Genomic DNA, 23,447 nt, shown 5'->3' with positions numbered 1-23,447 from the left:
ATAAAAGTAACAGGAAACTAAGCACTCTTAGCCCTCCACTTAGCTTTCCTGTTGCTTTATTTATAATTTCTTTATTGTTTCAATAACATAGTCACCATACTCTGCAGTTGATGCATTTTCTCTTTGACTTGTGATGACAATTTTTCTTTCTTCTATTCCGCAAATATCTAGAGTTCTTGTGAGTTTTTCAGACTGTGCTTGATATCCAATATGAGATAAAAGCATTGCAGTTCCTCTAAGAACACTGCTTGGATCAGCATACTCTCCTCTATTATTATTTATAAGGAAAGGTGCTGAACCATGTATAGCTTCGAATATAGCGTATTTAGCTCCGATATTAGCTGCTCCAGCAGTTCCAAGCCCCCCTTGAAGCTCTGCTGCAATATCTGTAATAATATCTCCATAAAGATTAGGTAATACAAATACTTGAAGATCCTTACTAAATTCCATGTCTGAAAGCTTTGCTGCTGTTACATCTACAAATCTCTCTTCTAGAGTTATTTCTGGATACTCTTCAGCTACCTTTTTGCAGGCCTTAATAAGATTACCGTCTGTAAGTTTTACAATATTAGCTTTAGTTACAACGGTAACATTAGTCTTTCCATTGTTCTTTGCAAACTCGAAGGCAGCTCTTGCAATTCTCTCTGAGCCGATGGCTGTTTCAACAACAAAATCTATAGCAAGATTTTCGTCAACTTGAATCCCCTTACTTCCCCAGATATATGCTCCCTCGATATTCTCTCTGTAGAAAGTCCAATCGATTCCTTTCTCTGGCATACTCATTGGTCTTACATTAGCAAATAAATCTAACTCTCTTCTTAAGGTTGCATTTGCACTTGGAAGATTTGGCCATGGGTCTGTAGCTCTTGGAGTTGTAGTTGGTCCTTTTAATAGGACATGACACTTCTTTATTTCAGCAAGCACCTCTTCTGGAACAGACTGCAGCTTTGCAGCTCTATTTTCGATAGTAAGTCCTTCGATTTCTCTTAACTCAACTTTACCTGCTTTTATTTCTTCTTCTAAAAGTAGATTTAATACTCGTCTTGCCTGCTCTATAATAATTGGACCAATACCATCCCCAGGTGCAATTCCAATTATGATTTTCTCTAATTCCTTGAAATTTGTGAACTCCTCTGCTTCTTTCATTCTTTCAATACGTTTAACCTCACTTTCAATAAGTTCTGAAAAATTCTTTAAAGTAGATGATATATCTTTCATTCATGCCACTCCTTATTTTTTATATTTACTTCTAAAACTTTGGCATTTCATTGGCTCTTTCCAATTGTAAAATACTTTCAAGTATTTTTTCCTTCTCCTCCGGGTAATGCTCTTCTATAATAGAACTTGCTTTCTCCTTAACCTTATCAGTAGTTAATGGATTATGAACACTTCCTGAAGGATCTTTAGTAGTAGCTTTTACAACCTTCCCATCTTTACAATAAACAGTCATTTCACAACCCCAGTGTTTAGGATAGACTTTAGTAAATCTTTCATCCTCCTTAACCTCCACTCTATGAAGTAAGTCTTGAACCTTAGAGTCATTAATTATAGCCTGTTCAAATTCCTTCATAGTAACTTTTCCATATAAAAATGCAACAGCTACTGCATAAGGAGTTGAGAACTTAGCATCTAATGGTATTTTCGGATTTAAACAACCTTCACTAACAGCACATTGTTTATAGCCCACAAGATATGTCCCTATTTCTATTCTTTCAATTTCCTCATATCTAATATTATCCTTATTTAGTATATTCAGAGCACTATCAATGGCACAATGTGAGCTTCTGCAACAGGGATATGGTTTATTATCTAATGATAGAATCTTGTATTTTTCACCTAATCCTTGTGAAACCTTTGACACATCATATTCATCAGACATAGCTGCAAGCAGTCCTCCATCCTTCGCATCTAAAATATGCTCTGGACCTGTCATGCCTGCCTTTGCTAGAAATGCAGATTCTAAACCATTTGAAGCAGCTCTACCAACGTGCAGAACCTTGCAATTTGCTCCATCTCCAAGAAAAGCCCACAGCCCACTTGCCTGAGTTCCTGCCATTCCTAGAGCAGATATTGTCTGCTCTTCATCTAGTTTAAGCAATTTAGCACAGGCTGCAGCAGCGCCAAAGACGCCACAGGTAGCTGTTGCATGCCAGCCTTTGTTCCTGTGACTGGATGCATCTAATGCCATTCCTATCCTGGCTGCAGTCTCATAACCACAAACTACTGCTAATAAAAACTCTTTTCCTGTTCTTCCTAAGTATTCTGCAGTAGACCAGGCGGCAGGAATTACGCTAGCCCCAATATGACATTTTGATTCAGTATGGACGTCATCTAACTCTAAGGTATGTGCCAGCATAGCATTTAGCATGACAGCTGTAGAGAGGGGGAATTTCTCTCCCATTCCCCATACACTGCAATCTTCAGCTTTTGTCCTGCTTTTATAAGAAGAAGCAACATTTTTTACTAGTTCATCTTTCCTTGCACCAATAGACACTCCTATTAAATCTAATACGCAAAGCTTAGCTGTCTCCACAACTCTTTCTGGGAGGTCCTTCCACTGTAAATTGCTTAAAAATCTAGCTAATTTACGCAAATCACTCATAGTTTCACTTCCTTTTTAATTAGAATTCATCCTTATAGAAATTAATTAAGCTTCCAGCAAGTAAAACTTCTCTTTCTGCTTCTGATACATTTTCTAATTTAAGAACAATGTTTCTTGTTTCACCATTTCTTATAATGATGCCTTCTACTTCAGTAGCACCCTCAGCTACTAAGCTTCTGATATTTGGCAAATAAAGATAATCATCTACCATTAAATCAATATTATCATCATCATAAGTAAATGGTAACATACCCCAGTTAATGCAGTTGCTTCTGTAACGTTTTGTAGCATATTCAATGCATATATTAGCGAGTCCTCCTAATACCTTTTGGCAGCTTGCAGCATATTCACGGGCAGAACCATCCCCTGGACGTTTTGCATAAAGAATTGAACCGATACCTGTTGTTTTCATTAATTGTTCTACAGGAGTTTCATTTCCAAGCGTCTTTAATACTTCATAATACTCTGCAGCCTTTTCTACATCATTTGCAATTCTTGCTTTTTCATAAACTTGAGTAGCTTTTGCCTTTCCAACATAATTTGGATCTTTTCTGATTAATGTAAATTCTGAAATCTTATATGGGTTTGATCTATAAGAAGCAGTTTCACCTGATGGAATTAGTTCATCTGTTGTTGTTACTTCATCTCTAATTACACTGGCAACCTTAAGCAATAAGTTATCTGTTAATGCTTCCATTTCTGGCCAATCCTTGATATCAGGACCATAAACCATTTCAACCTCTGGTTTTGGATTTCCAAATCCATTATATACAACATTTTTATACACTTTATCATTAAACTCATATTTTGGGACTTCTACATCAAAGGAATAATCTTTTGCTGATGTTAAAATACCGCCGTTAAATGCTGTTGCTGCAATAGAACGTGCGTCCATAAGCGCAACTGATGCAATTTGACCTGTAGCTGGATTTGATCCTTCTCTATTAGGGAAATTTCTTGTAGTATGTCTAATACTGAAGTCATTATTACCTGGAGTATCTCCAGCACCAAAGCATGGACCACAGAAAGCAGTTTTTATTCTAGTTCCTTTTTCAATTAAGCTATTCAAAGCACCTACTTTATTTAATTCATACATAATTGGCTGACTAGCAGGGTAAACATTAAGTCCAAAATCACCTAATCTCTTTTGTGATTTTTCTGCAATTTTATTCATTAGATAGATATTTTCAAATGATCCAGCACAACATCCTGCAACAACACCCTGATCAACTTTAATTCCATCTTTACTGATTTTGTCCATTAGATTTAGTTCAATGTTGTTATTTTCAAATACTCTTCTTGCTTCCTTCTCGACTTCTGCAAATATGTCTTTAGGATTTGCAATTACATCATCTATAGCATAAACATTACTTGGGTGGAATGGTAATGCAATTGATGGAACAACTTTATCTAAATCTACTTCTATAACTCCATCATACAGAGCAACACTCCCAGGTTTCATTTTCTTATATGCATCGGGTCTGCCATGAATAGTGAAGTATTCTGCTACTTTCTCATCTGTTGTCCAGATGGAAGATAGACATGTGCTTTCTGTAGTCATAGTATCAATACCATTTCTAAAGTCCATAGATAGACCTTCTACACCAGGTCCAACAAATTCTAATACTTTGTTTTTAACAAATCCATTTTTAAATACTGCTTTAATTATATTTAGAGCAACATCCATTGGACCTACATAAGACTTAGGTTGTCCCTTAAAAAATACAGCAATTACTTTTGGATAATCTAGAGCATATCCTTTACCAATCATTTGCTTTACTAATTCAGGGCCACCTTCGCCAATTGACAATGAACCTTGTGTTCCGTATCTTGTATGAGAATCAGAAACAATTGACATATCTCCTGATTTAACTATCATTTCTCTCATATATTGATGAATAACGGCTTGGTGTGGTGGAACATAAATACCACCGTACTTTTGACATGCTGATAAAGCATACTTATGCACATCCGCATTAATAGTACCTCCAACAGCACATAAACAGTTATGACAGTTAGTGAATACGCAGGGTATATCAAACTCCTTTAATCCACTTGCTCTAGCTGTTTGTAATATACCTACATATGTGTTATCATACACCCCCATTGAATCGAATTTTAACTGTAAGTTTTTCATATTTCCTGAAGTATTATGCTTTTCCAAAATGGCATAAGTCATAGTATTTTTTACTGCTTCATCTGGAGTTATACGTACTTGTTCGTCAAGCTTTGCAATTTTTTCGTTATTAATAACATATGTTCTTCCTTCATGTAGTTTAATCATAATTCATCCCCCTTTTCATTAGTCTCTTACGTATACATAACCATCCATAATTCTTCTAGCGGTTCTGGTTACGCCTCCCTTTATTACTTCTTCTCCATCTAATTTCACATCTACTTTAGTAACACCACTTGCGTGACCAAACGCAATAATATCTTGGTCTTTATCAGGCTTAACTATATCATTTATAATAGTTCCTTCTATTTTAGATGCTGAACCTATAGCAACAGCAACCGTCATTGGGCAAGCCTTGTGCAATTTTCCAACTGAAATTGCCCTTACGCACATATCCATATCCTCAGCTTTTACTTCATTTCCATCCATATCAACATAATCCTGTGGTTTTGATATAATAGCTACCTTCGGAATGGATGTAGAGGTTTTTCTTGCATCTTCCCAATTCTCTACAAAGCCAGCTCTTTCAGCTGCCATACCCCTGATGCGCTCAATATGTTCCATAACATCTTTATTATTATTTAGTTCAACAAGCTCTGTACCTTGGATTCCTATATCCTCTGCCCTAAAACATACAACTGGATTTGCACAATCTATAAAGGTTACTTCAATAGAGCCATAATTTGGAACATCAAAAATATCCTTTTTATTGCCTGTTGGGAATAGCTTTCCTGTTTTTGATCCAGCTGGTTTCTCAAAATACATATCAATTCTGGACCCAGTTCCTGGAACACCCTTTATCTCTTCATCCCCATGAACCATTGCTCTTCCATCTTTTACTCTAACATGCTCTTCAATAATTTTATTTGTATTAGTATTTAACACCCTTACTACAGTAATTGGCTCTACGGCTTGTACCAATCCTTCATCAATTGCAAAAGGTCCTACTGCAGAAGAAAGGTTGCCACAGTTTGAGCTATTATCTACTCGTGGTATAACAATATCCACCTGGAAGAAGTTATAATCAACATCTGCATCTTCTCGACTTGATGGAGATATTACTGCAATTTTACTAGTTGATGATACCGTTCCTCCCATACCATCAATTTGCTTTACATCTGGTGTACCCATTACCTTTAAAAATATTTCATCCCATAAAGTTTTATCCTCCGGTAAATCCTTTTCATGAAAAAAAATTCCTTTGCTTGTTCCGCCACGCATATATACGCATGGATATTTTTTCATATACATAATATGTCCTCCTTAATCATTTGTATGTTTTTAGTATATATCTTGAATATCATAATGTATAATGCTATAATTTCATCAATAATCATAACTAAAAGTAATGGATAGAGGATGCTAACTATGGATGAGAAAGATTACGAATTGATTCTAACTCTATATCAGTTAAAAAATATTACGAAAACTGCTGAGAAACTATTTATCACTCAACCAGCCTTAACAAAAAGAATTAAAAAAATAGAACATGACTTAGGTACTGAATTGCTTCTTCGTTCTAAGAAAGGAGTTTTATTCACTCCCTTAGGTGAAAGTATCATACCTTATATTAGAAATGTAGCAAGTACACTAAAGCAAATGCGCCAGCAAGTAGACTCTAATCATGATTTTATCGGAGGAACTTTAAGTGCTGGAATTTCCTTAAATTATTCACAATATCAATTACCTAAAGTTTTAAAAAGTTATACAGAAGCATTTCCAAATGTTGATGTTAATATAATAACTGACCAAAGTAGGAATTTATATCACAGACTTGAAAATGATGAAATCTCTATTGCTGTTGTACGTGGGGAATTTAACTGGAATGATAAATCAATACTACTAGATACAGAGCCAATGTGTTTGGTATGCAGTAATGAATACGCCAGACGCCCTCTTAACTCCTATTCATATATAGGAAGACGTAGCGACAGTATTTTACAAGGAAAAATTCAAACTTGGCTTACTGAAAATGGCCTATCCACTGATAATACTAAGCTTTCTATTGATAATATTGGTACTTGTTTAGAAATGGCTAAGCACGGATTAGGATGGGCTATTCTACCAAAAGTTTGTTTAGACGACTTTGACGGATATGTGGAGGATCTATATTTTGCAGATGGTACGCCTTTTACCCGCAGTACTTATATTTTGTATAGGAGCTCCTATTATTCATTACCTCAAGTCAAATTGTTTATACAATATTTAAAAGATGGTAAAAAGTTTCGGAACAAAAATAAGAGTAGGTAGATTTGGATAAATTCAAATTTATTTACACTTATTTATTTCAATTCTTATTACAAATCAACTAGTGAAAAAATCCCCCTTTTCTCCAGTACCTAAAAGGTGCCAAAAGAAAAGGCGGGATTCTTTTGTAGTGGTTTAATTACCAAATAGTTTAACTGCCTGTTTCATTTTATTAATAACATCCACACCAAATGGACAGTTTTTCATACATGACCCACATTCTATACATTCACTTGCGTTATGTCCCAATAAATCATAATGATTTTTTAATGTTTCAGGAACATCTTCTTGAATTGATGCTAAATCCAAATATTTGTTTACTGATGCAATATCTATCTTTTTCGAACATGGGGCACAATGGCCACAATACATGCAATGTCCGTTAAATAAACTTCTTGGAGCATTTGCAAGAACTTCACTATAATCTTTTTCTTTATTACTTGCAGTAGAATAGGCGGTTGCTGCAAGTATTTGATCCATATTAGATACTCCAACCATTACGGAGGCAACTGCCGGCCTGGTTAAACAGTAATGTAAACATTGTACCGGAGTCAGTGCTTTTTCGAAGGGCGATTGTTTGTCACTTAATAATACTCCAGCAGCATAGCCTTTCATAACCGTTAAAGCAACACCTGCATTTTCACAGGTTTGATATAACCTATCACGATTTGGATCAATACCTTCATAAGTCCTGTCTTTAAAAGTACTTTCTTCAAACAGTTCGTATACATCTTCAGTGGCCGGTAACATATCATAAGCAGCATTGATACTAAATAAAATCACATCAATTATTCCTGTTTCCACTGCTCTAAAAGCGATATCTGTGTTATGGGTTGATATTCCTAAGGACTTAATAACCCCTTTTTCTTTTAACTCTTTTGCATATTTAATTATGTCTCCATTAAAAATGTTATCAAAGTCTTTATCATCATCGACATAGTGAATCATCCCTACATCAACATAATCTAACTGCATTCTTGTTAAAAAGTCTTCATATGCACTGACAACTTCATTGATATTCCTGGTACGTCGATATTGTTCTCCATCCCAGGTAGTACATAGGTGTCCTTCAATAACAAAACTGCTTCGAGGATATTTACCTAACGCTTTTCCAACATTACTTCTAACTTCCGGATTCGAATTATATATATCAATAAAGTTAATACCTTCATTCATTGCACAATCAATAATTGCTTCGCAATCTTCATAACTTTTATTTTCAAATCCCTCACCGCCAATACCAATGGCACTTACTTTAATTCCTGTTCTTCCTAAAATTCTGTATTCCATATTATCCACCGTTACCAAAATTCTATAAAACTTTATAAAAAGATTATAAAAGTTTATTGTTTTGTTTCTTTCCTACTTCATAGTGTTCCATTTTGCCGAGACTACTTTGGTTTGTATAACACTCCATAGGCTTTGCTACTTTTCAGTAGTGGGTTGTAACGAATACCCAATTTAGAATATCTTTTAAGCTGATATTTCTAAACCATATTTTGCAAGGTTGTATGAAGCGTTTTTATCCCTATCAGCTACAAATCCACATTCACATTTATAAGTTCTATCTGATAGCTTTAAGTCTTTTTTTATCCTACCACATGAGCTACAAGTTTTACTTGAAGGATAAAAAGTGGGTACTTGGATAAACTCTATTCCATATTTAGCACATTTATTTTTCATTTGAGTAATAAACATACTAAATCCTTGCTCTGCTATTGCCTTTGACAAGTGCTTATTCCTCATCATATTAGATACTTTTAAGTCTTCCATAACTACTCTAAAAGGCTTGATTTTCGCTATTTTAGATGTAGCTTGATGTATATGATTTTCTCTAATATGTGTGAGCTTACTATGAAGTCTTTTAATCTTCTTTTCAAGTTTTGCAATGTTCGCAGTCTTTTGGTAACATACTCCTTTCCTATTTTCTTCATATTTTCTTGAACATTGTCTTTGTAGTCTTTTTAATTTCTTTATTAGTCTTTTAACCTTCACTGTCTTATTAATATTCACAGCATCTAATTCATCAATATTAGTTACTGAAAGTGTTTTGATGCCTAAGTCTACTCCTACAGTAAAGTTATTTAACTGCTCTTTTTTATCTTCTACTTCAATTTCAATAGCAACGGAAAGTACCCATACTCTGCCATTAAAACTCACTCTTGGATTACTGAATTTATTTACTTTTAATAAATCAATGTTGTAGTTATGCCTACATCGTACTTTGCCTATCTTTTCAAGATTAACTATGCTGTCTTTAAAGTAGATTTTATCGTATCTTGAATAAAACTTATCTTTAGACTTTTTCTTACTTTTAAATTTAGGAAATCCACTTCCATTAAAGAAATTCTTATATGCCTTATCTAAATCTCTTAACGCTTCTTTTAAGGTAGCGTGACTAACTTCATAAAGCCATTCAAAACCTTCTTGATTTTTAAGTTTAGTAAGTTCTACACCTAATTCTGCAACTGACAATTTCTTTTTAGTGGTTTCATAGTGTTGAATTTGTTTATCCAGTCCCCAATTAAACACATATCTCATTGAACCGATATGTTTCCACATAAGAAATTCCTGCTCTTTAGATGGAAAAAGTCTAATATAAATCGCCCTTTTCATCCTCTAATAACTCCTTAATCATCTTTTTAGCCTTATTTGCTCTTTTACATTGTAATCTACAACTAAAAGCTGTAACAATCTGAATTAAATCCTCAACTAATTCCTGTTCCTCTGTTTTTTCTGTGTTGTCAATAATCTCAATAGTTGTATTAAATTGATTACATAGATTTTCTATCAACTCAAAACCAAAGCGTAATAACCGATCTTTATATAGAATTACTATCTTCTCAACTTGTGACGTTGTTATTAATTCTACTAACTGATTTAATCCCTTTTTATTGTAGTTAATTCCACTGCCTATATCAGATATAATATCAAATGAGTATGCTTTTGCTATCATATATGTTTTAACATTTTCTATCTGTCTTTCTAAATCGTCTTTTTGCTTATTGCTTGATACTCTACAATATCCGATTACTCTACGTTTCTGCTCTGCATTATTATTTTTAAAGCCAAAGAAATGATTAAGTTGCTCTTGCGAGTAATACCTATAGCCACTTTCTACCACATGGTGTGGTTTAAGCGTACCATTTTTGTCCCAATTTCTTAATGTTTGTTCTGTTTTACCTATTAGTTTTGCAAATTCTCCTATTGAATAATATTTCAAGTTAATCACTCCTTGAAAGCACCATACAATAAACTATAAAAAATATCAATAAACTTTTATAGAGTTTTATAAACTTCATCTAACTGTTATCAGCCTCTTAATTAATGATATCACTTTGAGTTAACTCTAAGTCAAGATGTCTTTCTCATTTTCTTAGAGAAATGTTTTTCTTGAAGAGCACACATTGAGCTTATTGTTTATCCGATAACTACCCGCTCTAATACTCCCTAAGCACGGTGTGAAAGCGATTCGCACCAAATCAGAGATTTGGGCTCTCTGCTTTTCTCAAAGAGTACGTTGCGAGCGGCTACGTCCCTGGATTCGTTCAACTAAGAATCAGGTGGGGTTTGAAATCCCATCTGATTCAAGTTTCCACTTCATCATCCCTTGTTTAATGAACCAACCATATCATTCTTTTAAAAATTCTTTTGTAAATATCCACTGCTCTTCTTTAATGTTCCTGCCTTTAACAATAACCTTATTACCATTGACTTCAATATACAACCCTTTAATATAAGACGATTCTCTTCTCATACCTCTTTGGCTACTTTCATCAGGTATCAAGGTATAGCCAACAGCTCCTGTGTTAATCATTGTAAATGGGCTATTTAATACAATACTATTTTCATCTAAATCTCTATGGGTGTGAGATGAAAATAATATTACTTCTGGATATTTTGATAATATTTCTTTAATTTGATCACTTTGCTCAACTCCAACATAAGTTTTATTTCCATATTTAAAACCAAGAGGCTGATGCAAAAATACAAATATAGGCTTTCCCTTTTGATAATTTTCAGTCAATTTTTCTTTGAACCAATTTTGTTGCTCCTTAGATATAAAAGCTTTTATTGAATCTAATGTTTTAGAATTACCATCTTCAGATCCTAATGATATAAAATGATAACCCTTCACCCATGTATCATGATACACTTTTTCTTCTCCAGCAAATTCAAGATATCTGTTTATAAATACTTGAACTTGCTGCGATGAATTAGTCCCTGCATCATAGTTAAAAAACTCATGATTCCCTATATTCTTGATAATTGTTTCAGGTAACAAATATTTATTTTCGCTTAAAGCCTTTTTTACTGAATCATACTGCTCCTCAATACCTTGATCTACGGTATCCCCATTTAATACTAATGCATCTATATCAGGATTTACTCTATATAAATCATTGATAGACCTTTGAAAGCTATCAATATTTCCATGAACATCTCCTAACACAGCAAAAGCAAGATCTGCATTTGATTTCACTGTTGCTGTAGCTTTAGTAATTGGTCTAGGTTTATATATGTATATGGCTGACATTACGCTTAGAAGAATTACTATAATTGTAATAATTATTATTTTAATCTTCTTCATTTTAATCCCCCTTCTATGTAATTAAATTTATTAATAAATAAACTTTTCAATCTGTACAAGACAAAAGACCACTGAACAAGAACTTATATCTTTAATCGGTGGTCTGTTTGCTTTTTCATAATCTTATTCCTTTTAATTCTATATTATACTTGAAGTTTACTGAGCCGTCCTATACCGCAGCATACGCAGTCTTTAAAATTTCTAAGACTTCCTCTGCAATTAATGCTTTATATCCACCTGAAAGTAGTACAGTTGAATTTGCAATTAGTGGAAGCATCTCTTCTGTTGCACCAAGTTCCTTGAGGTTCGTTACTATACCACATTCCTTTACAAAACTTTCAATAGCATCAATACCTTCTAAAGCAACTTCTTCCTTAGTCTTTCCAGTTTCATCAATACCCCATACTTGTTTAGCAAAGCGAACAAACTTATCTAAACCAAACTTATATATATATCTGTAATATGGAAGTGATACTGCTGCCAGTCCCATACCATGTGCACAATCTGTATAAGCACCAATCTGATGTTCAATCATATGAACTTCCCAATCTTGGGTTTTGCTTAAGCCCATAATTGGGTTCATTGCAAGAGTAGAACTCCACATTAAATTACTTCTTGCTTCATAGTTTTTAGGATCTTTCACTGCAATTTTTGCACTGCTTATAATAGAACGAAGAAGTCCTTCAATCAAATAGTCAGAAGTAGTGTCATCTTCACCTGAGAAATAAGCTTCCATTAAATGTGACATCATATCAAAAATTCCACTTACCATCTGATATGTAGGTAATGTAAATGTATATTCTGGATTTAATATTGAAAATTTTAGATTGACATTTGATGGAAAAACCCGTCCCATCTTAAGTTTCATATCATCGTTGGTAATAACTGATCCAGCATTCATTTCTGATCCTGTCCCTGCCAATGTAAGAATGGATGCAACTGGTACTATTTTATTACCTTGAACATGAGCTCTAACTTGATCTTCACATCCTCCCAACGCACTAATAATACATAACGTAACTAATCTTTTTCTAACAAAAGCCCCTCTACACTTTTAATTTCAAACCAAGTGTAAAGAGGCCTTAATGTAATTTTCTATTTAGAATACAGAAATACTAATCATCCATTCTTTTTAGTTCATTTTCTTTCTTAACTACTGATTGGTCATATCTTTCTATTTTATAATCCAGGCGTTCTATTGTTTTTTTGATATCTTCCATTTTTTCTATTAACTGTTTACGTTGTTCAGTTAATATCTCTTTTCTTGCCTCAATAGTTTCATCACCCTTTTGAAACAACGTAACATACTCAATTAATACTTCAATAGGAAGACCTGCACTTCTCATACATTTAATAAACTCAACCCATCTGCAGTCTTCTTCCGTATAGTTCCTGATTCCATTTTTATTGCGGTTTACCTCAGGAATCAGTCCAACACGTTCATAATAGCGAAGGGTATCCGCTGAAAGTTCATATTTTTTACTTACTTCTGTAATCGTCATATGAATTCAACCTCCTTTTTGACATTATATCACTTGGAGTCTAAATCAAGTCAATAGATTCTCTCTTTTAACATCTATGTTCTGTATTAATTTTAAACTGCAGTTTAGTTAGTCTATATATTGAAGCTTAAACCTCCTCTTACCAATTATAGCTTATTAATTATACTGGCATTATACGCTGCACCAAATCCATTATCTATATTTACTACACTTACACCACTGGCACAGCTATTTAACATGGACAATAAAGCTGCAACTCCTCCAAAGCTTGCTCCATAGCCAACACTTGTTGGAACTGCTATTACAGGTTTGTCCACGAGTCCCCCTATAACACTAGCTAAAGCTCCTTCCATTCCCGCAATCACTATTACAGCTTTTGCTCCTATAATAACATCTAACCTTGAAAAGAGTCTGTGTATCCCTGCAACACCTACATCCACTATTTTTTCAACTCTATTACCTAATATTTTAGCAGTTTCATATGCTTCTTCTACAACAGGTAAGTCAGAAGTACCGGCTGCAACTATCGCTATATAACTCTCTGTAAGAGTCTGTTCCTTTTTCTTAATTGTTATTGTTCGACCAAGTTTATTATACTCTGCCTCGCTGCATATTTCCTTTACTGCATTATACATTTCTTCACTAGCTCTAGTTCCTAATATGTTATTATTTTTTGTAAGCATAAATTTAACAATGTCTCTAACTTGATCTACTGTCTTTCCTTCACAATATATTACTTCTGGATAGCCAACTCTAATCTCTCTATGATTATCTATTTTAGCAAAACCTAAATCTTTAAAAGGTAAATCTTCTAATTTTTCAAGAGCTTCTTCTACGTTTATCCTGTTATTTTTAATACCTTCCAATAAAGCTTTAATTTCTTCTTTATTCACTAGTTTTATCCTCCCAAGATTCTTAATTACTATTTATTTTGCTCATTTAAGTTCTTCATTATATTTTCATTGAAGCTGCCTACTCTATATCCTTGTAAGTCTAATGTTACATATTTAAATCCACATTCTTTTATATTTTCTGAAATAGTGTCTAAAAGCTCTTCATTAAATAATTTACTTCTATCCTGTCTAGCAACCTCAACCCTTGCTAAATTTCCATGACATCTTACCCTAACAGCTCTAAATCCTATGCTCATCATATATTTTTCTGCATTTTCAATCTTCTCAAAATCTTCTACTTTTAATTCATTTCCATAAGGTATTCTTGTCAAAAGGCAAGCATATGGTGGCTTATCCCAAGTATTAAGTCCTAATTCCTTAGAAAAAGCTCTTATTTCTGCTTTAGTAAACTTACATTCTAAAAGTGGACTTTTTACTTCTAATTCCTTTAAAGCTTTAAGTCCTGGTCTATAATCACTTATATCATCAAAGTTAGTTCCATCAATTACGTAATCATATCCTTGTTCCTTAGCAATAGATAATATCATGGCAAACACTGCTGTTTTGCAAAGATAACATCTATCTTCAGGATTAAATTTAATTGAATCAATAATTGGAGCTTCTATAATTTCATGCTGTACTCCTAACTCCTTAACAAGCTCCTGTGCCTCTGCTATTTCCCACTTTGGAATATATGGTGATAAAATTGTCACTGCCTTTACGTTGTCTCCAAGAGCTTCTTTTGCTACTCTGAGTAAAAAAGTACTGTCTACTCCACCAGAAAATGCTAACACTACTTTTCCTAGACTCTTCAGATATTTTATTAATCCATTATACTTTTCATTGTTTATCATTTAACTTCCGCCTTTCACCTATAATATTAATTTATATCTTCTTTAAAAACCGCCTTATATACCCTATCTATAGGTATATTTTTTTCTTTTGCTATAATCTTGCATTCCTCATATTCTGGTTTATATTTTACTAGCTTTCCTTTATAATAAGATTTCTTTATTGTAATATCTCCATACTCTGTTTTTACTTTTGAAAACTCTCTATTTAGCATTATTTTTTCAACTTTACATTTTCTAACCCCTATTGAAGTTGTCTCTTGAAAAATGATATCTAGAACATTTTCTTCGTTTCTTTCGTTAACTGATACACTTAATTTTATTGCTGGTCTTCCCTTTTTCATAAATATAGGTGTTTTCACTACGTCTAAAGCTCCTACTTCGAAAAGTTTTTCTTCTAAATATCCATAAAATTCAGGATTCATATCATCAATATTAGTTTCAATAATATACATCTCTCCTACTTCTTCAGAGCCTTCCCGCTCACCTAGATATACTCTTAAAACATTTGGAATCTCTAAATCTCGGTGACCTATTCCATAAGCAACCTTTTTAATTGAAAAATCAATTTTTGGAGTAAATTCATGAGCGTTTGATGCTAGTATTGCCGCTCCTGTTGGAGTGGTAGTTTCAAACTGCACTATACCAATATTTATAGGAATATTCTTTAATATTTCTACTGTTGCAGGAGCTGGTACTGGCATAAGTCCATGAGCACATTTAACAAATCCACCTCCAACTTGAACTGGGGATGCAATAATTTTATCAACCTCTAAATAGTCTAAACAAATGGCTGCTCCCACCATATCCACAATTGAATCAATAGCTCCTACCTCATGAAAATGCACTTCGTATAAATCTTTTCCATGAACCTTTGCTTCTGCTTCTGCAACCTTCATAAACATATCTAAACTACGCTTCTTAACTTTATCGCTTAAATCACTTGAATTTACTATTTCCTTTATATCCTTCAAGTTTCTATGATGATGCTGGTGAGTGTGAACATGTTCTTTATGACTCTCCCTATGGCTATGATTATTTTCACCATGATTATGCTCTTCACCTTCATGATGATGAGAGTGCCCATGGGTATGCTCATGATTATGACCATGCAAAGCTTGCTCTTGACTATGTGTCCTATCCTCCAATTTATCTTTTAATATGACGTCTACCCTAGTTCCTGTTATTCCAAGTTTTGCAGCCCTTTCAATTTTTATTTCATATTCAGAATTTAAATTCATTTTTGAAAGCTCCTGCAGTAAATACTCTTTAGGAACTCCTAAATCTATTAGTGCTGCTAAATTCATATCACCACTTATTCCACAAAAACAATCATAATATAAAATCTTCATTATTATTACTCCTTCTCATTCTTTAAATTTAAAAAAATCTCTTCCCATTGGAACTATAACGGCTATTAATTCCTCTTCTTCTATATGTACATTTACATTATCAAGAGCTATTGTATTCTTATATGTAAACGGAATTTTCTTTAATCTTCTTTTATATTTGTGTTCAAATCTATTTTTCCTAAAACCTTAAAAGTAATCAAAATTATTATTACGCCAACTAATGCTGATAGAATATATCCATAATTTTCATTTAAAAATCTAAAACTATAATCTTGGATTGGTGAATTAAAAACAATTTACTCCCAGTGTTAAAATCCCCCCATCTCCAAAAAACAATGCTTGAATTGCAACAGCTATAGTAACTGCAAACACAGCTGAATAGGGTCCAAGCAAAATAGCGACAAGAGCACCTCTAATAGCATGTCCTGTAGTTCTTCCTGGAAGAGGTATATTAAACATCATAATTAAAAATGAAAAGGCTGTTGCCACTCCAAGAAGAGGTATTTTCTGTCTTGTTAGTTCATTCTTTACCTTTAAACTTGCTCTTCTCCATATAGGCAGCATGACTGCTACAAAGGCAGCACAAGTTGAGGGACTTAGATAGTTATCCGGTATATGCATGGTGTTATTCCTCCTTGGAAGTAACTAAACAACTAAGTATTATGGTTAAGAATATATATTCTATTCCTCAGAATTTTACCATATCCGATTATATTTATATCAATTTATCCGATGACTACCCGCTCTAATACTCCCGCTTCTCAAAGCGTACGTTGCGAGCGGGTACGTCTGGATTCGTTCAACTAAGAATCAAATGTGGAGTAAATGCCTAAATGACATTTAACAGGCAAAACCCCGGGTAGTAGACGAAACATATCTGATTCAAGTTTCCACTTCATATCTACACAAATAGCGCCTTTACATTTTTTAATTCTTCACGAATCTTAATTCCTTGTGGACAATGACTTTCACATTTACCGCACTCTACATATTTGTCTGGTTTTTCTGACACATCTGCAAATACATTATAGTGTCTCTTAAGCTCTCCTTCTGATTCTGGCGTAACAAGCATGTGATATTGGTTATAAAGTGTAAAGTTCTTAGGAATATTTACTCCTGCTGGACAAGGCATACAGTACTGACAAGCAGTACAGTTAACTTTTGTTCTTTGTTTATATGCTTCCTTTACATTGTTCATTATTTCTAATTCTTTTTCTGTTAGAGAGTTAGGTAGTGCAACACTAGCAATTCTTAAATTTTCATTGATATGCTCCATTACATTCATACCACTAAGTACTACAGATACTTCTGGATGATTCCATACCCATCTTAGAGCCCACTCAACGGTCGATCTTTTAGTTTCTGCTTTTTCAAAGGCATTTGTAACTGATTCTGGAAGATTTCCAACCAGCTTTCCACCTCTAAGTGGTTCCATAATAACAACTCCCAGACCTTTATCTGCTGCATATTTTAATCCTTCTGCTCCAGCTTGGAAATTTTCATCTAGATAATTATATTGAATTTGACAGAATGACCAATCATAATAATCTACTATTTCTTTAAATACATCTAAATCATCATGAAAGGAAAATCCTGCATATCTTATTCTTCCATCTTTAATTGCTGAATTTAAAAATTCATCTATTCCTAATTTCTTTAAATTCTCCCAAATACCTTCAGTTAAAGCATGTACTAAATAAAAATCTATTTTATCTGTTTGTATACGTTCTAATTGTTCATTTAAATACTTATCCATATCTTCTCTAGTCTTAATTAACCAGCTAGGAAGCTTTGTAGCTAAATTAACTTTTTCTCTATACCCATCCTTCAGCGCTCTACCAACAAATGGTTCACTTTCTCCGCCTCTTGCCATTCCAGTTCCATGATAAGGATATGCAGTATCTATATAATTGACACCCTCATCAATTGCATGATGAAGCATTTCTATAGCCTTTTCCTCATCAATCTTAGTAACATCTCCATCAATAATAGGTAATCTCATACATCCAAAGCTTAAAGCTGAAACACTTTCATTTGTTTTTCCCAATTTTCTATATAACATATTTCCATCTCCCTATCCTAAAATCTAAACATTCTATATACCGACTGTTCAATCTATAAATTGATCCTCAAAACTTTTTACTCACTTCTGCAATTGTCATGGTTTTTAATCTCCGATTATTGTTCTCCTTAATACTCTACTACTTAGAGTTCACTCTAAGTCAAGAGCTTTTTTAAAAAATTTCTGATGACGTATTTTTTCCTATGCACTGCCAGATTTTATAGTTAATTATATTGCATAAGTAATTATCTAAATTTTTTTCACTTTCATGTTATAACTTATCGATTGGAATAATCACTAATAACTTGTTCTAAGTATTCCTGATATGCTTTTCGAAAATCACCATATGTTTCCACACTAATTAATGTAATTAAATATTGCTCTAATCCTGCTAAAAACATGTTTTTCAAATTCTCCATTTTTCTCCTCCACTTTTTTACTTGTATTTCTTTGTTCTATATATACCCTATCACTTGGAGTCCACTCTAAGTCAAGGGTTTTATAAATTACTAAGATATTTGTTATGAAAGCCAAGACTTAATCGTACCTGCTGCACTTTTAACACTACCACCATGAATAGCAATGCTCTTTTCTACCTTTGCAGATGGACAGATACGCTTGATATCCCGTTCACTTCCGCCCATACCGCTTCCTTCATGGGTACAGAATGGCAGAATTGTCTTTCCAGCGAAATCATATTCTTCTATATCACCTTCTTTGTTTTATTATTATTGTTATTAATACATAAACAGTCAGTGCACAGATTGTTTAGATTTTAAATAAGAGAGATCGAAAGATGTTATATAGAAAGTTTGGCAAAACAAATGAAGAGGTTTCATTTTTAGGTTTTGGTTGTATGAGATTACCTATTATTAATGGCGATACAACAAAAATTTACGAAGATAAAGCAATAAAAATGATAAGATACGCAATTGATAATGGTGTAAACTATATTGATACTGCATATCCCTACCATGGATCAGGATTTGACAAGGGAGGAGAAAGTGAGCCTTTCGTATCTAAAGCATTAAGGGATGGATATAGAGAGCGTGTAAAAATAGCAACGAAGCTTCCTGTTTTGCTGGTTCAGACAAGAGAAGATATGGATAGATTATTATGATTGGTCTTTCTGACAAATTCAATACAATTACTTAGATGAAAATTACCAAACAGGTAAAGAATGATTAGAATATTCTGCTAGCAAAGGATTAGATGTTTCAATTATGGAACATGTAGAGGATAATATAAATACAGCAAAAGAAGGAAAAGCCAATTCCTTAACTGAAAAAGAACTAGAGTTAATGGATTTTGCAAAGAAAACTTTCAAAGAAAAGATGAAAGTTAACTGTACTGGTTGTAGGTATTGTATGCCATGTTCTATTTAGGTTAATATACCAGAAAACTTTGCTTATTCTAACAATGTATTTTTACTTGAGGATACTATGGCATTTGCCACACTTCAATATATGAGCCTAGGAAGAGCAAAGGCATCAAATTGTGTTCAATGCGGAAAATGTGAACAACACTGCCCACAGCATATTTCTATTAGAGAAGAATTAAAAAATGTTAAAGCAACCTTTGAACAAAACCTATAGTAACACTTATCATAATAACTTATTTGACCTTTAACATATAAGTAGCCTCATCATCAGATATTACATTTTCTGATGGTGAGGCTATTTATACGTTAAATTCTATCATAGCTTTATATATTTATATTATAAAATATTTAACCCAAATGTGCAGAATTCTCCTACCTATAGAGTATGGGAGAATTCTGCACATTTGAGTTAAATATTATTTTATTTCTTTTACTCTTGCTACAATTCCATCCTCAAGCATAACTTTGATACCACGAGGATGAAACTCTGAGTTTGTGAGGAGTTTTTGCACCACACCCTCAGTTAACTTTCCAGAACGCTGGTCTTGCTTTTGGACAATAAGGACTTTTGCTCCTATTTTTATATCTTTTCGTATCTTTCCATCCATAGTATCACCTTTCCTTCTTACATTTAATCTAAACATAGTATCTTCTCAATATTTTTTAACCAAATCTATTTCCGCTAAAAAATCCGCACCTTCCTATCTAAAGCTCTTGCAAAAGCTGGAAGTATAATGGATGGTTTTTGCTTGCTATACCTACTACATTACAGGTGATGTAAGTAGTGGATACTGCTTTAAAATCCTCACTAGAATATTCAGTCCCTTTATCAGCTGTTCATCATTTTTTACCATTCCCAGCGAAATTCTTACTGCATTTGGCGGCAGTTGATTTCCAACATAAAACTTATAAGCAGATATTACTCTTACTTTTTCCATCAAAGCTATATTTTCAAAATCCGCGCAGGACCACCCTTCAGGAAGGTTAAGCCATAAAAACATACTATTTTCAGTAGTTTGAAAATAGAAATCCTTAAGTATAATCTTTGCGAGCTGAAGCCTGCGGGCGATAACCTTCCTTTTCTTATTTATGATTTCTAAAGCAGCACCACTCTCAATTAAACGTGAGACAAGTTCTGCGCTTATGGCTGGTGCCATCCAAACAGTATTTGTAACAGTCTGAATAAATTTGCATAAAAATCTATCAGGCACAGCAGTAATAGCTATCCTAAGTCCAGGAAGAAAAGCTTTTGACATACCACAGATAAAAATACCATTATCAGGCACAAGACTGGTAAGTGCTGTCCTTTCAGTATTATTTGTAAAATTGTATATATCATCTTCAATCAGAATTAATCCATATCTTAGGATTATATCTGCAATAGCCTGCTTTCTCTCCACTGACATAGCAGTTGCTGTTGGGTTCTGCATATTGGGCATAAGATAAATGCCTTTTATCTGAGATCTCCTACATATATTTTCAAGACTTTCGGGAATCATGCCCTCCCCATCCATTGCAATGGGTTCAAGTTTAACATGACTTAGCTGAGCAGCATTCTTGAAGCCGGTAAATGTAAGTGAATCCACGGCAATTCTATCTCCAGGTTCAAATAGCCCCATCAGACAGCAGTTAATAGCATGCATGGCTCCCGCACATATTACAATTCGGTCAGGATCTAACTCAAGACCATATTGCTTTATCCATTTTGAGGCAGCCTCTCTATGTCTGCGAAGACCTTGACTTGGTACATAATCAAACAATGAGTCCAATGTCTCATCCTCTGCAACAGAAATAAGTAAATTTGCCAAATCATAACCTTCAACCTTTGTAGAACCTACTAGACCAAGTTCTATAATCTCATCATCTCTGTTAAGAATCCCCGGTAAAGAAATATCTCTTTTTTCATTTTGTAATACATAAGTTCCACTTCCTACAGTACCTGAAATAAGTCCTCTATTTTCTGCTTCTTTATATGCTCTTGAAATTGTAGTTAGATTAACTCCTATTATCTTTGCAAGTGATCGCTGAGGCGGCATTCTTTCACCTGACTTAAGGACGCCAAGCTGAACGTCCCTTTCGATTGCATCTGCGATTGCAACATACAACACTTTATCTGTATCAATGATTTTAGGATTCCACATAATTCTCCCCCACTTCAAATTGTATGACAAACAATAACCCATTGACTTAACTGGTATTCCCTATATAATAAAGATAAATACGGTATTTATACTGATCTCAAAAAAACATTTAATTCTAAACTAATGTCATACAATTATTATATCATTTATTTTTTTACCATACAATTTTGAAAGGAGATTTAACTATGAAACAATTCTTAATCCGTTTTCTGCGCTTAATATTAGGACTTTTCCTCTATTCACTTGGAATTGTTGTTACTATGAATGCCCATATAGGATATGCTCCCTGGGACGCTTTTCATGTTGGACTTGGAAAAGCCACTGGAATGAGCATTGGAACTGCTTCAATTATTACTGGATTAGTTATTGGAATAATAGCAATAGTGCTTGGAGAAAAACTTGGACTTGGTACGATTTTAAACATGGTGCTAATAGGTGTATTCCTTGATATGATTATGGCATTTCATATAATACCAGTGCTTAATAATATGTTCCTAGGAATTATAATGCTGGTTGCAGGATTGTTTATTATTGCCCTAGCCTCCTATTTTTATATTGGCTCAGCCTTTGGTGCCGGTCCCAGAGACAGTTTAATGGTAGCACTTACTCGCAAAACAGGACTGCCAATAGGTGTCTGCCGTGGATCAATTGAGCTTATAGCAGCTCTCGTAGGTTGGATTCTTGGAGGTATGCTTGGTATTGGAACGGTTATATCCGCCATGGTAATAGGCTTTTGTGTTCAGACAACTTTTAAGCTGCTTAAGTTTGATGCAACAGCGGTTAATCATGAGACTTTGGATGCAACTTTTAAAATGGTAATTAGTATTAAAAAAGAACTATTTAATAGAAAAGAAGTGACTGAAAATCAGGTGAATAGCCCAAGATAACCCTGAGTTTAGAAGACCTATTCTTGAACGCTATGCAATTCAGATGATAAATAATCATTATTGGGAAATTTGCGTACCAATATTATAAAATTCAATTAAAAACATCGTAAGTCATATTATTTTAAGAGTAGTAATGAAATGCACCTCCAAATGTTATTAATATACAATATTTGGAGGTGTATTTTTTATATTTGAATATTTACAGGAATGAGCAAAAGGCTTGAATGTTATAACAACCTTTTCTTATGGTAAGTACTGTTTTAATTATTCAATTAGATTATTATACCTTCAAAATGATCCATTTCATGTTGAATTATTTGTGCTACAAATCCAGTAAACACTTGCTTTTGCTTCTTAAAATTTCTATCAAGATACTCCACTTCTATCATTTCATATCTCTTTGTTTTTCTAAATCCAATTAAAGATAAACAACTCTCTTCTGTTTCATAAAGCTTTTCTTTCTTTAATATAACTGGATTTATCATAGGCACAATAATGTTGCCTACAGTAAATACCAATATACGCTTTTTTACTCCAATCATATTACCAGCCAATCCAACACAATTCTCTAAGTTTGCTCTTAATGTATCTATTAAATCATCAATTACTACTATATCATTTTTAGTTGCCTCTTCTGATTTTTGTCCTAAAAACAATATATCTTTTACAATTGGTTTTATCATAATTTCTACCTCTTTTTCACTTATATTTTTTATAAAAATAAGATATGATTTTAAAATATATCATATAATCTAACCCTAT

21 protein-coding genes and 4 pseudogenes are annotated in these 23,447 nt (G+C 33.5%); 4 read left to right on the top strand and 21 right to left on the bottom strand.

What is annotated here, in order from left to right; translation table 11 throughout:
* Window positions 1–60: 60 nt before the first annotated feature.
* From CLMAG_RS20095 to CLMAG_RS20080, 4 genes are read right to left on the bottom strand one after another with little or no spacing between them, the layout of a single operon-like run.
* Complete coding sequence (locus CLMAG_RS20095) at window positions 61–1,218, bottom strand: isocitrate/isopropylmalate family dehydrogenase (protein WP_066626689.1); 1,158 nt, start codon at window positions 1,216–1,218, stop codon at window positions 61–63.
* A gap of 31 nt (window positions 1,219–1,249) precedes the next feature.
* Entirely contained in the window at window positions 1,250–2,602 is a 1,353-nt protein-coding gene (locus tag CLMAG_RS20090) for an MmgE/PrpD family protein (RefSeq protein WP_066626688.1), read from the bottom strand.
* 19 nt (window positions 2,603–2,621) lie between these two features.
* On the bottom strand, window positions 2,622–4,886 hold the full coding sequence (locus tag CLMAG_RS20085; protein ID WP_066626687.1) for a hydratase: 2,265 nt from the start codon (window positions 4,884–4,886) through the stop codon (window positions 2,622–2,624).
* 18 nt (window positions 4,887–4,904) lie between these two features.
* A complete protein-coding gene (locus CLMAG_RS20080) occupies window positions 4,905–6,029 on the bottom strand; it encodes a 2-methylaconitate cis-trans isomerase PrpF family protein (protein ID WP_066626686.1) in 1,125 nt (374 codons plus the stop codon).
* A 117-nt stretch (window positions 6,030–6,146) separates the two neighbouring features.
* Here CLMAG_RS20080 and CLMAG_RS20075 point away from each other — a divergent pair, with 117 nt between their 5' ends.
* Window positions 6,147–7,028, top strand: a complete 882-nt coding sequence (locus tag CLMAG_RS20075) for a LysR family transcriptional regulator (RefSeq protein ID WP_066626685.1) — start codon at window positions 6,147–6,149, stop codon at window positions 7,026–7,028.
* A gap of 132 nt (window positions 7,029–7,160) precedes the next feature.
* On the opposite strand, the gene CLMAG_RS20070 is transcribed toward CLMAG_RS20075, so the two are convergent.
* From CLMAG_RS20070 to CLMAG_RS31030, 14 genes and pseudogenes are all read right to left on the bottom strand, one after another.
* The gene (locus CLMAG_RS20070) at window positions 7,161–8,315 is read right to left on the bottom strand and encodes an aldo/keto reductase (protein ID WP_066626684.1); all 1,155 of its coding nucleotides are present in this window, start codon (window positions 8,313–8,315) and stop codon (window positions 7,161–7,163) included.
* A gap of 183 nt (window positions 8,316–8,498) precedes the next feature.
* Complete coding sequence (locus CLMAG_RS20065) at window positions 8,499–9,641, bottom strand: RNA-guided endonuclease InsQ/TnpB family protein (protein WP_066626682.1); 1,143 nt, start codon at window positions 9,639–9,641, stop codon at window positions 8,499–8,501.
* A complete protein-coding gene (locus tag CLMAG_RS20060; RefSeq protein WP_066626680.1) occupies window positions 9,619–10,248 on the bottom strand; it encodes an IS607 family transposase in 630 nt (209 codons plus the stop codon). The genes CLMAG_RS20065 and CLMAG_RS20060 overlap by 23 nt, the downstream gene beginning before the upstream one ends.
* 408 nt (window positions 10,249–10,656) lie before the next feature.
* The gene (locus CLMAG_RS20055) at window positions 10,657–11,616 is read right to left on the bottom strand and encodes a metallophosphoesterase family protein (RefSeq protein WP_066626678.1); all 960 of its coding nucleotides are present in this window, start codon (window positions 11,614–11,616) and stop codon (window positions 10,657–10,659) included.
* Between the two features lie 169 nt (window positions 11,617–11,785).
* Window positions 11,786–12,571: pseudogene (locus CLMAG_RS20050) on the bottom strand (iron-containing alcohol dehydrogenase); the annotation flags it as partial.
* Window positions 12,572–12,731: 160 nt separating this feature from the next.
* The gene (locus tag CLMAG_RS20045; protein WP_066626676.1) at window positions 12,732–13,118 is read right to left on the bottom strand and encodes a MerR family transcriptional regulator; all 387 of its coding nucleotides are present in this window, start codon (window positions 13,116–13,118) and stop codon (window positions 12,732–12,734) included.
* A 146-nt stretch (window positions 13,119–13,264) separates the two neighbouring features.
* Entirely contained in the window at window positions 13,265–14,011 is a 747-nt protein-coding gene (gene larB / locus CLMAG_RS20040; RefSeq protein ID WP_066626674.1) for a nickel pincer cofactor biosynthesis protein LarB, read from the bottom strand.
* Window positions 14,012–14,040: 29 nt separating this feature from the next.
* Window positions 14,041–14,865 carry an ATP-dependent sacrificial sulfur transferase LarE gene (larE, locus tag CLMAG_RS20035; protein WP_066626672.1) on the bottom strand — a complete coding sequence of 275 codons (825 nt, stop codon included), beginning with the start codon at window positions 14,863–14,865 and terminating at the stop codon, window positions 14,041–14,043.
* A gap of 26 nt (window positions 14,866–14,891) precedes the next feature.
* Window positions 14,892–16,214: a nickel pincer cofactor biosynthesis protein LarC gene (larC, locus tag CLMAG_RS20030; protein WP_066626670.1), complete on the bottom strand. Its 1,323-nt coding sequence runs from the start codon at window positions 16,212–16,214 to the stop codon at window positions 14,892–14,894.
* A 140-nt stretch (window positions 16,215–16,354) separates the two neighbouring features.
* Window positions 16,355–16,492, bottom strand: coding sequence for a PDGLE domain-containing protein (locus tag CLMAG_RS35085; protein WP_423231089.1), 138 nt, complete (start codon window positions 16,490–16,492; stop codon window positions 16,355–16,357).
* A gap of 10 nt (window positions 16,493–16,502) precedes the next feature.
* Window positions 16,503–16,835, bottom strand: a pseudogene (locus tag CLMAG_RS20025) (energy-coupling factor ABC transporter permease); the annotation flags it as partial.
* Window positions 16,836–17,115: 280 nt separating this feature from the next.
* A complete protein-coding gene (locus CLMAG_RS20020; protein ID WP_066626663.1) occupies window positions 17,116–18,276 on the bottom strand; it encodes an aldo/keto reductase in 1,161 nt (386 codons plus the stop codon).
* Window positions 18,277–18,554: 278 nt separating this feature from the next.
* A complete protein-coding gene (locus tag CLMAG_RS32585) occupies window positions 18,555–18,695 on the bottom strand; it encodes a hypothetical protein (RefSeq protein WP_161487002.1) in 141 nt (46 codons plus the stop codon).
* A 102-nt stretch (window positions 18,696–18,797) separates the two neighbouring features.
* Entirely contained in the window at window positions 18,798–18,983 is a 186-nt protein-coding gene (locus CLMAG_RS31030) for a flavodoxin (RefSeq protein WP_082832016.1), read from the bottom strand.
* Window positions 18,984–19,072: 89 nt separating this feature from the next.
* Here CLMAG_RS31030 and CLMAG_RS20015 point away from each other — a divergent pair.
* Window positions 19,073–19,871 (top strand): annotated as a pseudogene (locus tag CLMAG_RS20015) (aldo/keto reductase).
* Between the two features lie 202 nt (window positions 19,872–20,073).
* On the opposite strand, the gene CLMAG_RS20010 reads toward CLMAG_RS20015, so the two are convergent.
* Both CLMAG_RS20010 and CLMAG_RS20005 read right to left on the bottom strand, forming a co-directional pair.
* Entirely contained in the window at window positions 20,074–20,265 is a 192-nt protein-coding gene (locus CLMAG_RS20010) for a YwbE family protein (RefSeq protein ID WP_066627048.1), read from the bottom strand.
* Window positions 20,266–20,418: 153 nt separating this feature from the next.
* On the bottom strand, window positions 20,419–21,798 hold the full coding sequence (locus tag CLMAG_RS20005; RefSeq protein ID WP_066626661.1) for an aminotransferase-like domain-containing protein: 1,380 nt from the start codon (window positions 21,796–21,798) through the stop codon (window positions 20,419–20,421).
* A gap of 185 nt (window positions 21,799–21,983) precedes the next feature.
* Between CLMAG_RS20005 and CLMAG_RS20000 the strand changes: the two genes are divergently transcribed.
* Window positions 21,984–22,685 (top strand): YczE/YyaS/YitT family protein, encoded by a 702-nt coding sequence (locus CLMAG_RS20000; protein WP_066626659.1) that lies wholly within the window; start codon window positions 21,984–21,986, stop codon window positions 22,683–22,685.
* Window positions 22,684–22,773, top strand: a pseudogene (locus CLMAG_RS33885) (DNA gyrase inhibitor); the annotation flags it as partial. The gene CLMAG_RS20000 and the pseudogene CLMAG_RS33885, both read left to right, overlap by 2 nt.
* A gap of 184 nt (window positions 22,774–22,957) precedes the next feature.
* Here the strand turns inward: CLMAG_RS33885 and CLMAG_RS19995 are convergent.
* Window positions 22,958–23,368 (bottom strand): peptide deformylase, encoded by a 411-nt coding sequence (locus CLMAG_RS19995; RefSeq protein WP_066626657.1) that lies wholly within the window; start codon window positions 23,366–23,368, stop codon window positions 22,958–22,960.
* Window positions 23,369–23,447 lie beyond the last annotated feature (79 nt).

This window comes from Clostridium magnum DSM 2767 (assembly GCF_001623875.1).
Taxonomy (GTDB): Bacteria; Bacillota; Clostridia; order Clostridiales; family Clostridiaceae; genus Clostridium_AM; species Clostridium_AM magnum.
This window is presented reverse-complemented; position numbering and strand designations above follow the sequence as displayed.

Excerpts from the sequence above, each read along its gene's own strand:
- CLMAG_RS20095 (WP_066626689.1), bottom strand. The coding sequence starts at position 1,218 with ATGAAAGATATATCATCTACTTTAAAGAATTTTTCAGAACTTATTGAA.
- CLMAG_RS20090 (WP_066626688.1), bottom strand. The coding sequence starts at position 2,602 with ATGAGTGATTTGCGTAAATTAGCTAGATTTTTAAGCAATTTACAGTGG.
- CLMAG_RS20085 (WP_066626687.1), bottom strand. The coding sequence starts at position 4,886 with ATGATTAAACTACATGAAGGAAGAACATATGTTATTAATAACGAAAAA.
- CLMAG_RS20080 (WP_066626686.1), bottom strand. The coding sequence starts at position 6,029 with ATGTATATGAAAAAATATCCATGCGTATATATGCGTGGCGGAACAAGC.
- CLMAG_RS20075 (WP_066626685.1), top strand. The coding sequence starts at position 6,147 with ATGGATGAGAAAGATTACGAATTGATTCTAACTCTATATCAGTTAAAA.
- CLMAG_RS20070 (WP_066626684.1), bottom strand. The coding sequence starts at position 8,315 with ATGGAATACAGAATTTTAGGAAGAACAGGAATTAAAGTAAGTGCCATT.
- CLMAG_RS20065 (WP_066626682.1), bottom strand. The coding sequence starts at position 9,641 with ATGAAAAGGGCGATTTATATTAGACTTTTTCCATCTAAAGAGCAGGAA.
- CLMAG_RS20055 (WP_066626678.1), bottom strand. The coding sequence starts at position 11,616 with ATGAAGAAGATTAAAATAATAATTATTACAATTATAGTAATTCTTCTA.
- CLMAG_RS20045 (WP_066626676.1), bottom strand. The coding sequence starts at position 13,118 with ATGACGATTACAGAAGTAAGTAAAAAATATGAACTTTCAGCGGATACC.
- larE (WP_066626672.1), bottom strand. The coding sequence starts at position 14,865 with ATGATAAACAATGAAAAGTATAATGGATTAATAAAATATCTGAAGAGT.
- larC (WP_066626670.1), bottom strand. The coding sequence starts at position 16,214 with ATGAAGATTTTATATTATGATTGTTTTTGTGGAATAAGTGGTGATATG.
- CLMAG_RS20020 (WP_066626663.1), bottom strand. The coding sequence starts at position 18,276 with ATGTTATATAGAAAATTGGGAAAAACAAATGAAAGTGTTTCAGCTTTA.
- CLMAG_RS32585 (WP_161487002.1), bottom strand. The coding sequence starts at position 18,695 with ATGGAGAATTTGAAAAACATGTTTTTAGCAGGATTAGAGCAATATTTA.
- CLMAG_RS20010 (WP_066627048.1), bottom strand. The coding sequence starts at position 20,265 with ATGGATGGAAAGATACGAAAAGATATAAAAATAGGAGCAAAAGTCCTT.
- CLMAG_RS20005 (WP_066626661.1), bottom strand. The coding sequence starts at position 21,798 with ATGTGGAATCCTAAAATCATTGATACAGATAAAGTGTTGTATGTTGCA.
- CLMAG_RS20000 (WP_066626659.1), top strand. The coding sequence starts at position 21,984 with ATGAAACAATTCTTAATCCGTTTTCTGCGCTTAATATTAGGACTTTTC.
- CLMAG_RS19995 (WP_066626657.1), bottom strand. The coding sequence starts at position 23,368 with ATGATAAAACCAATTGTAAAAGATATATTGTTTTTAGGACAAAAATCA.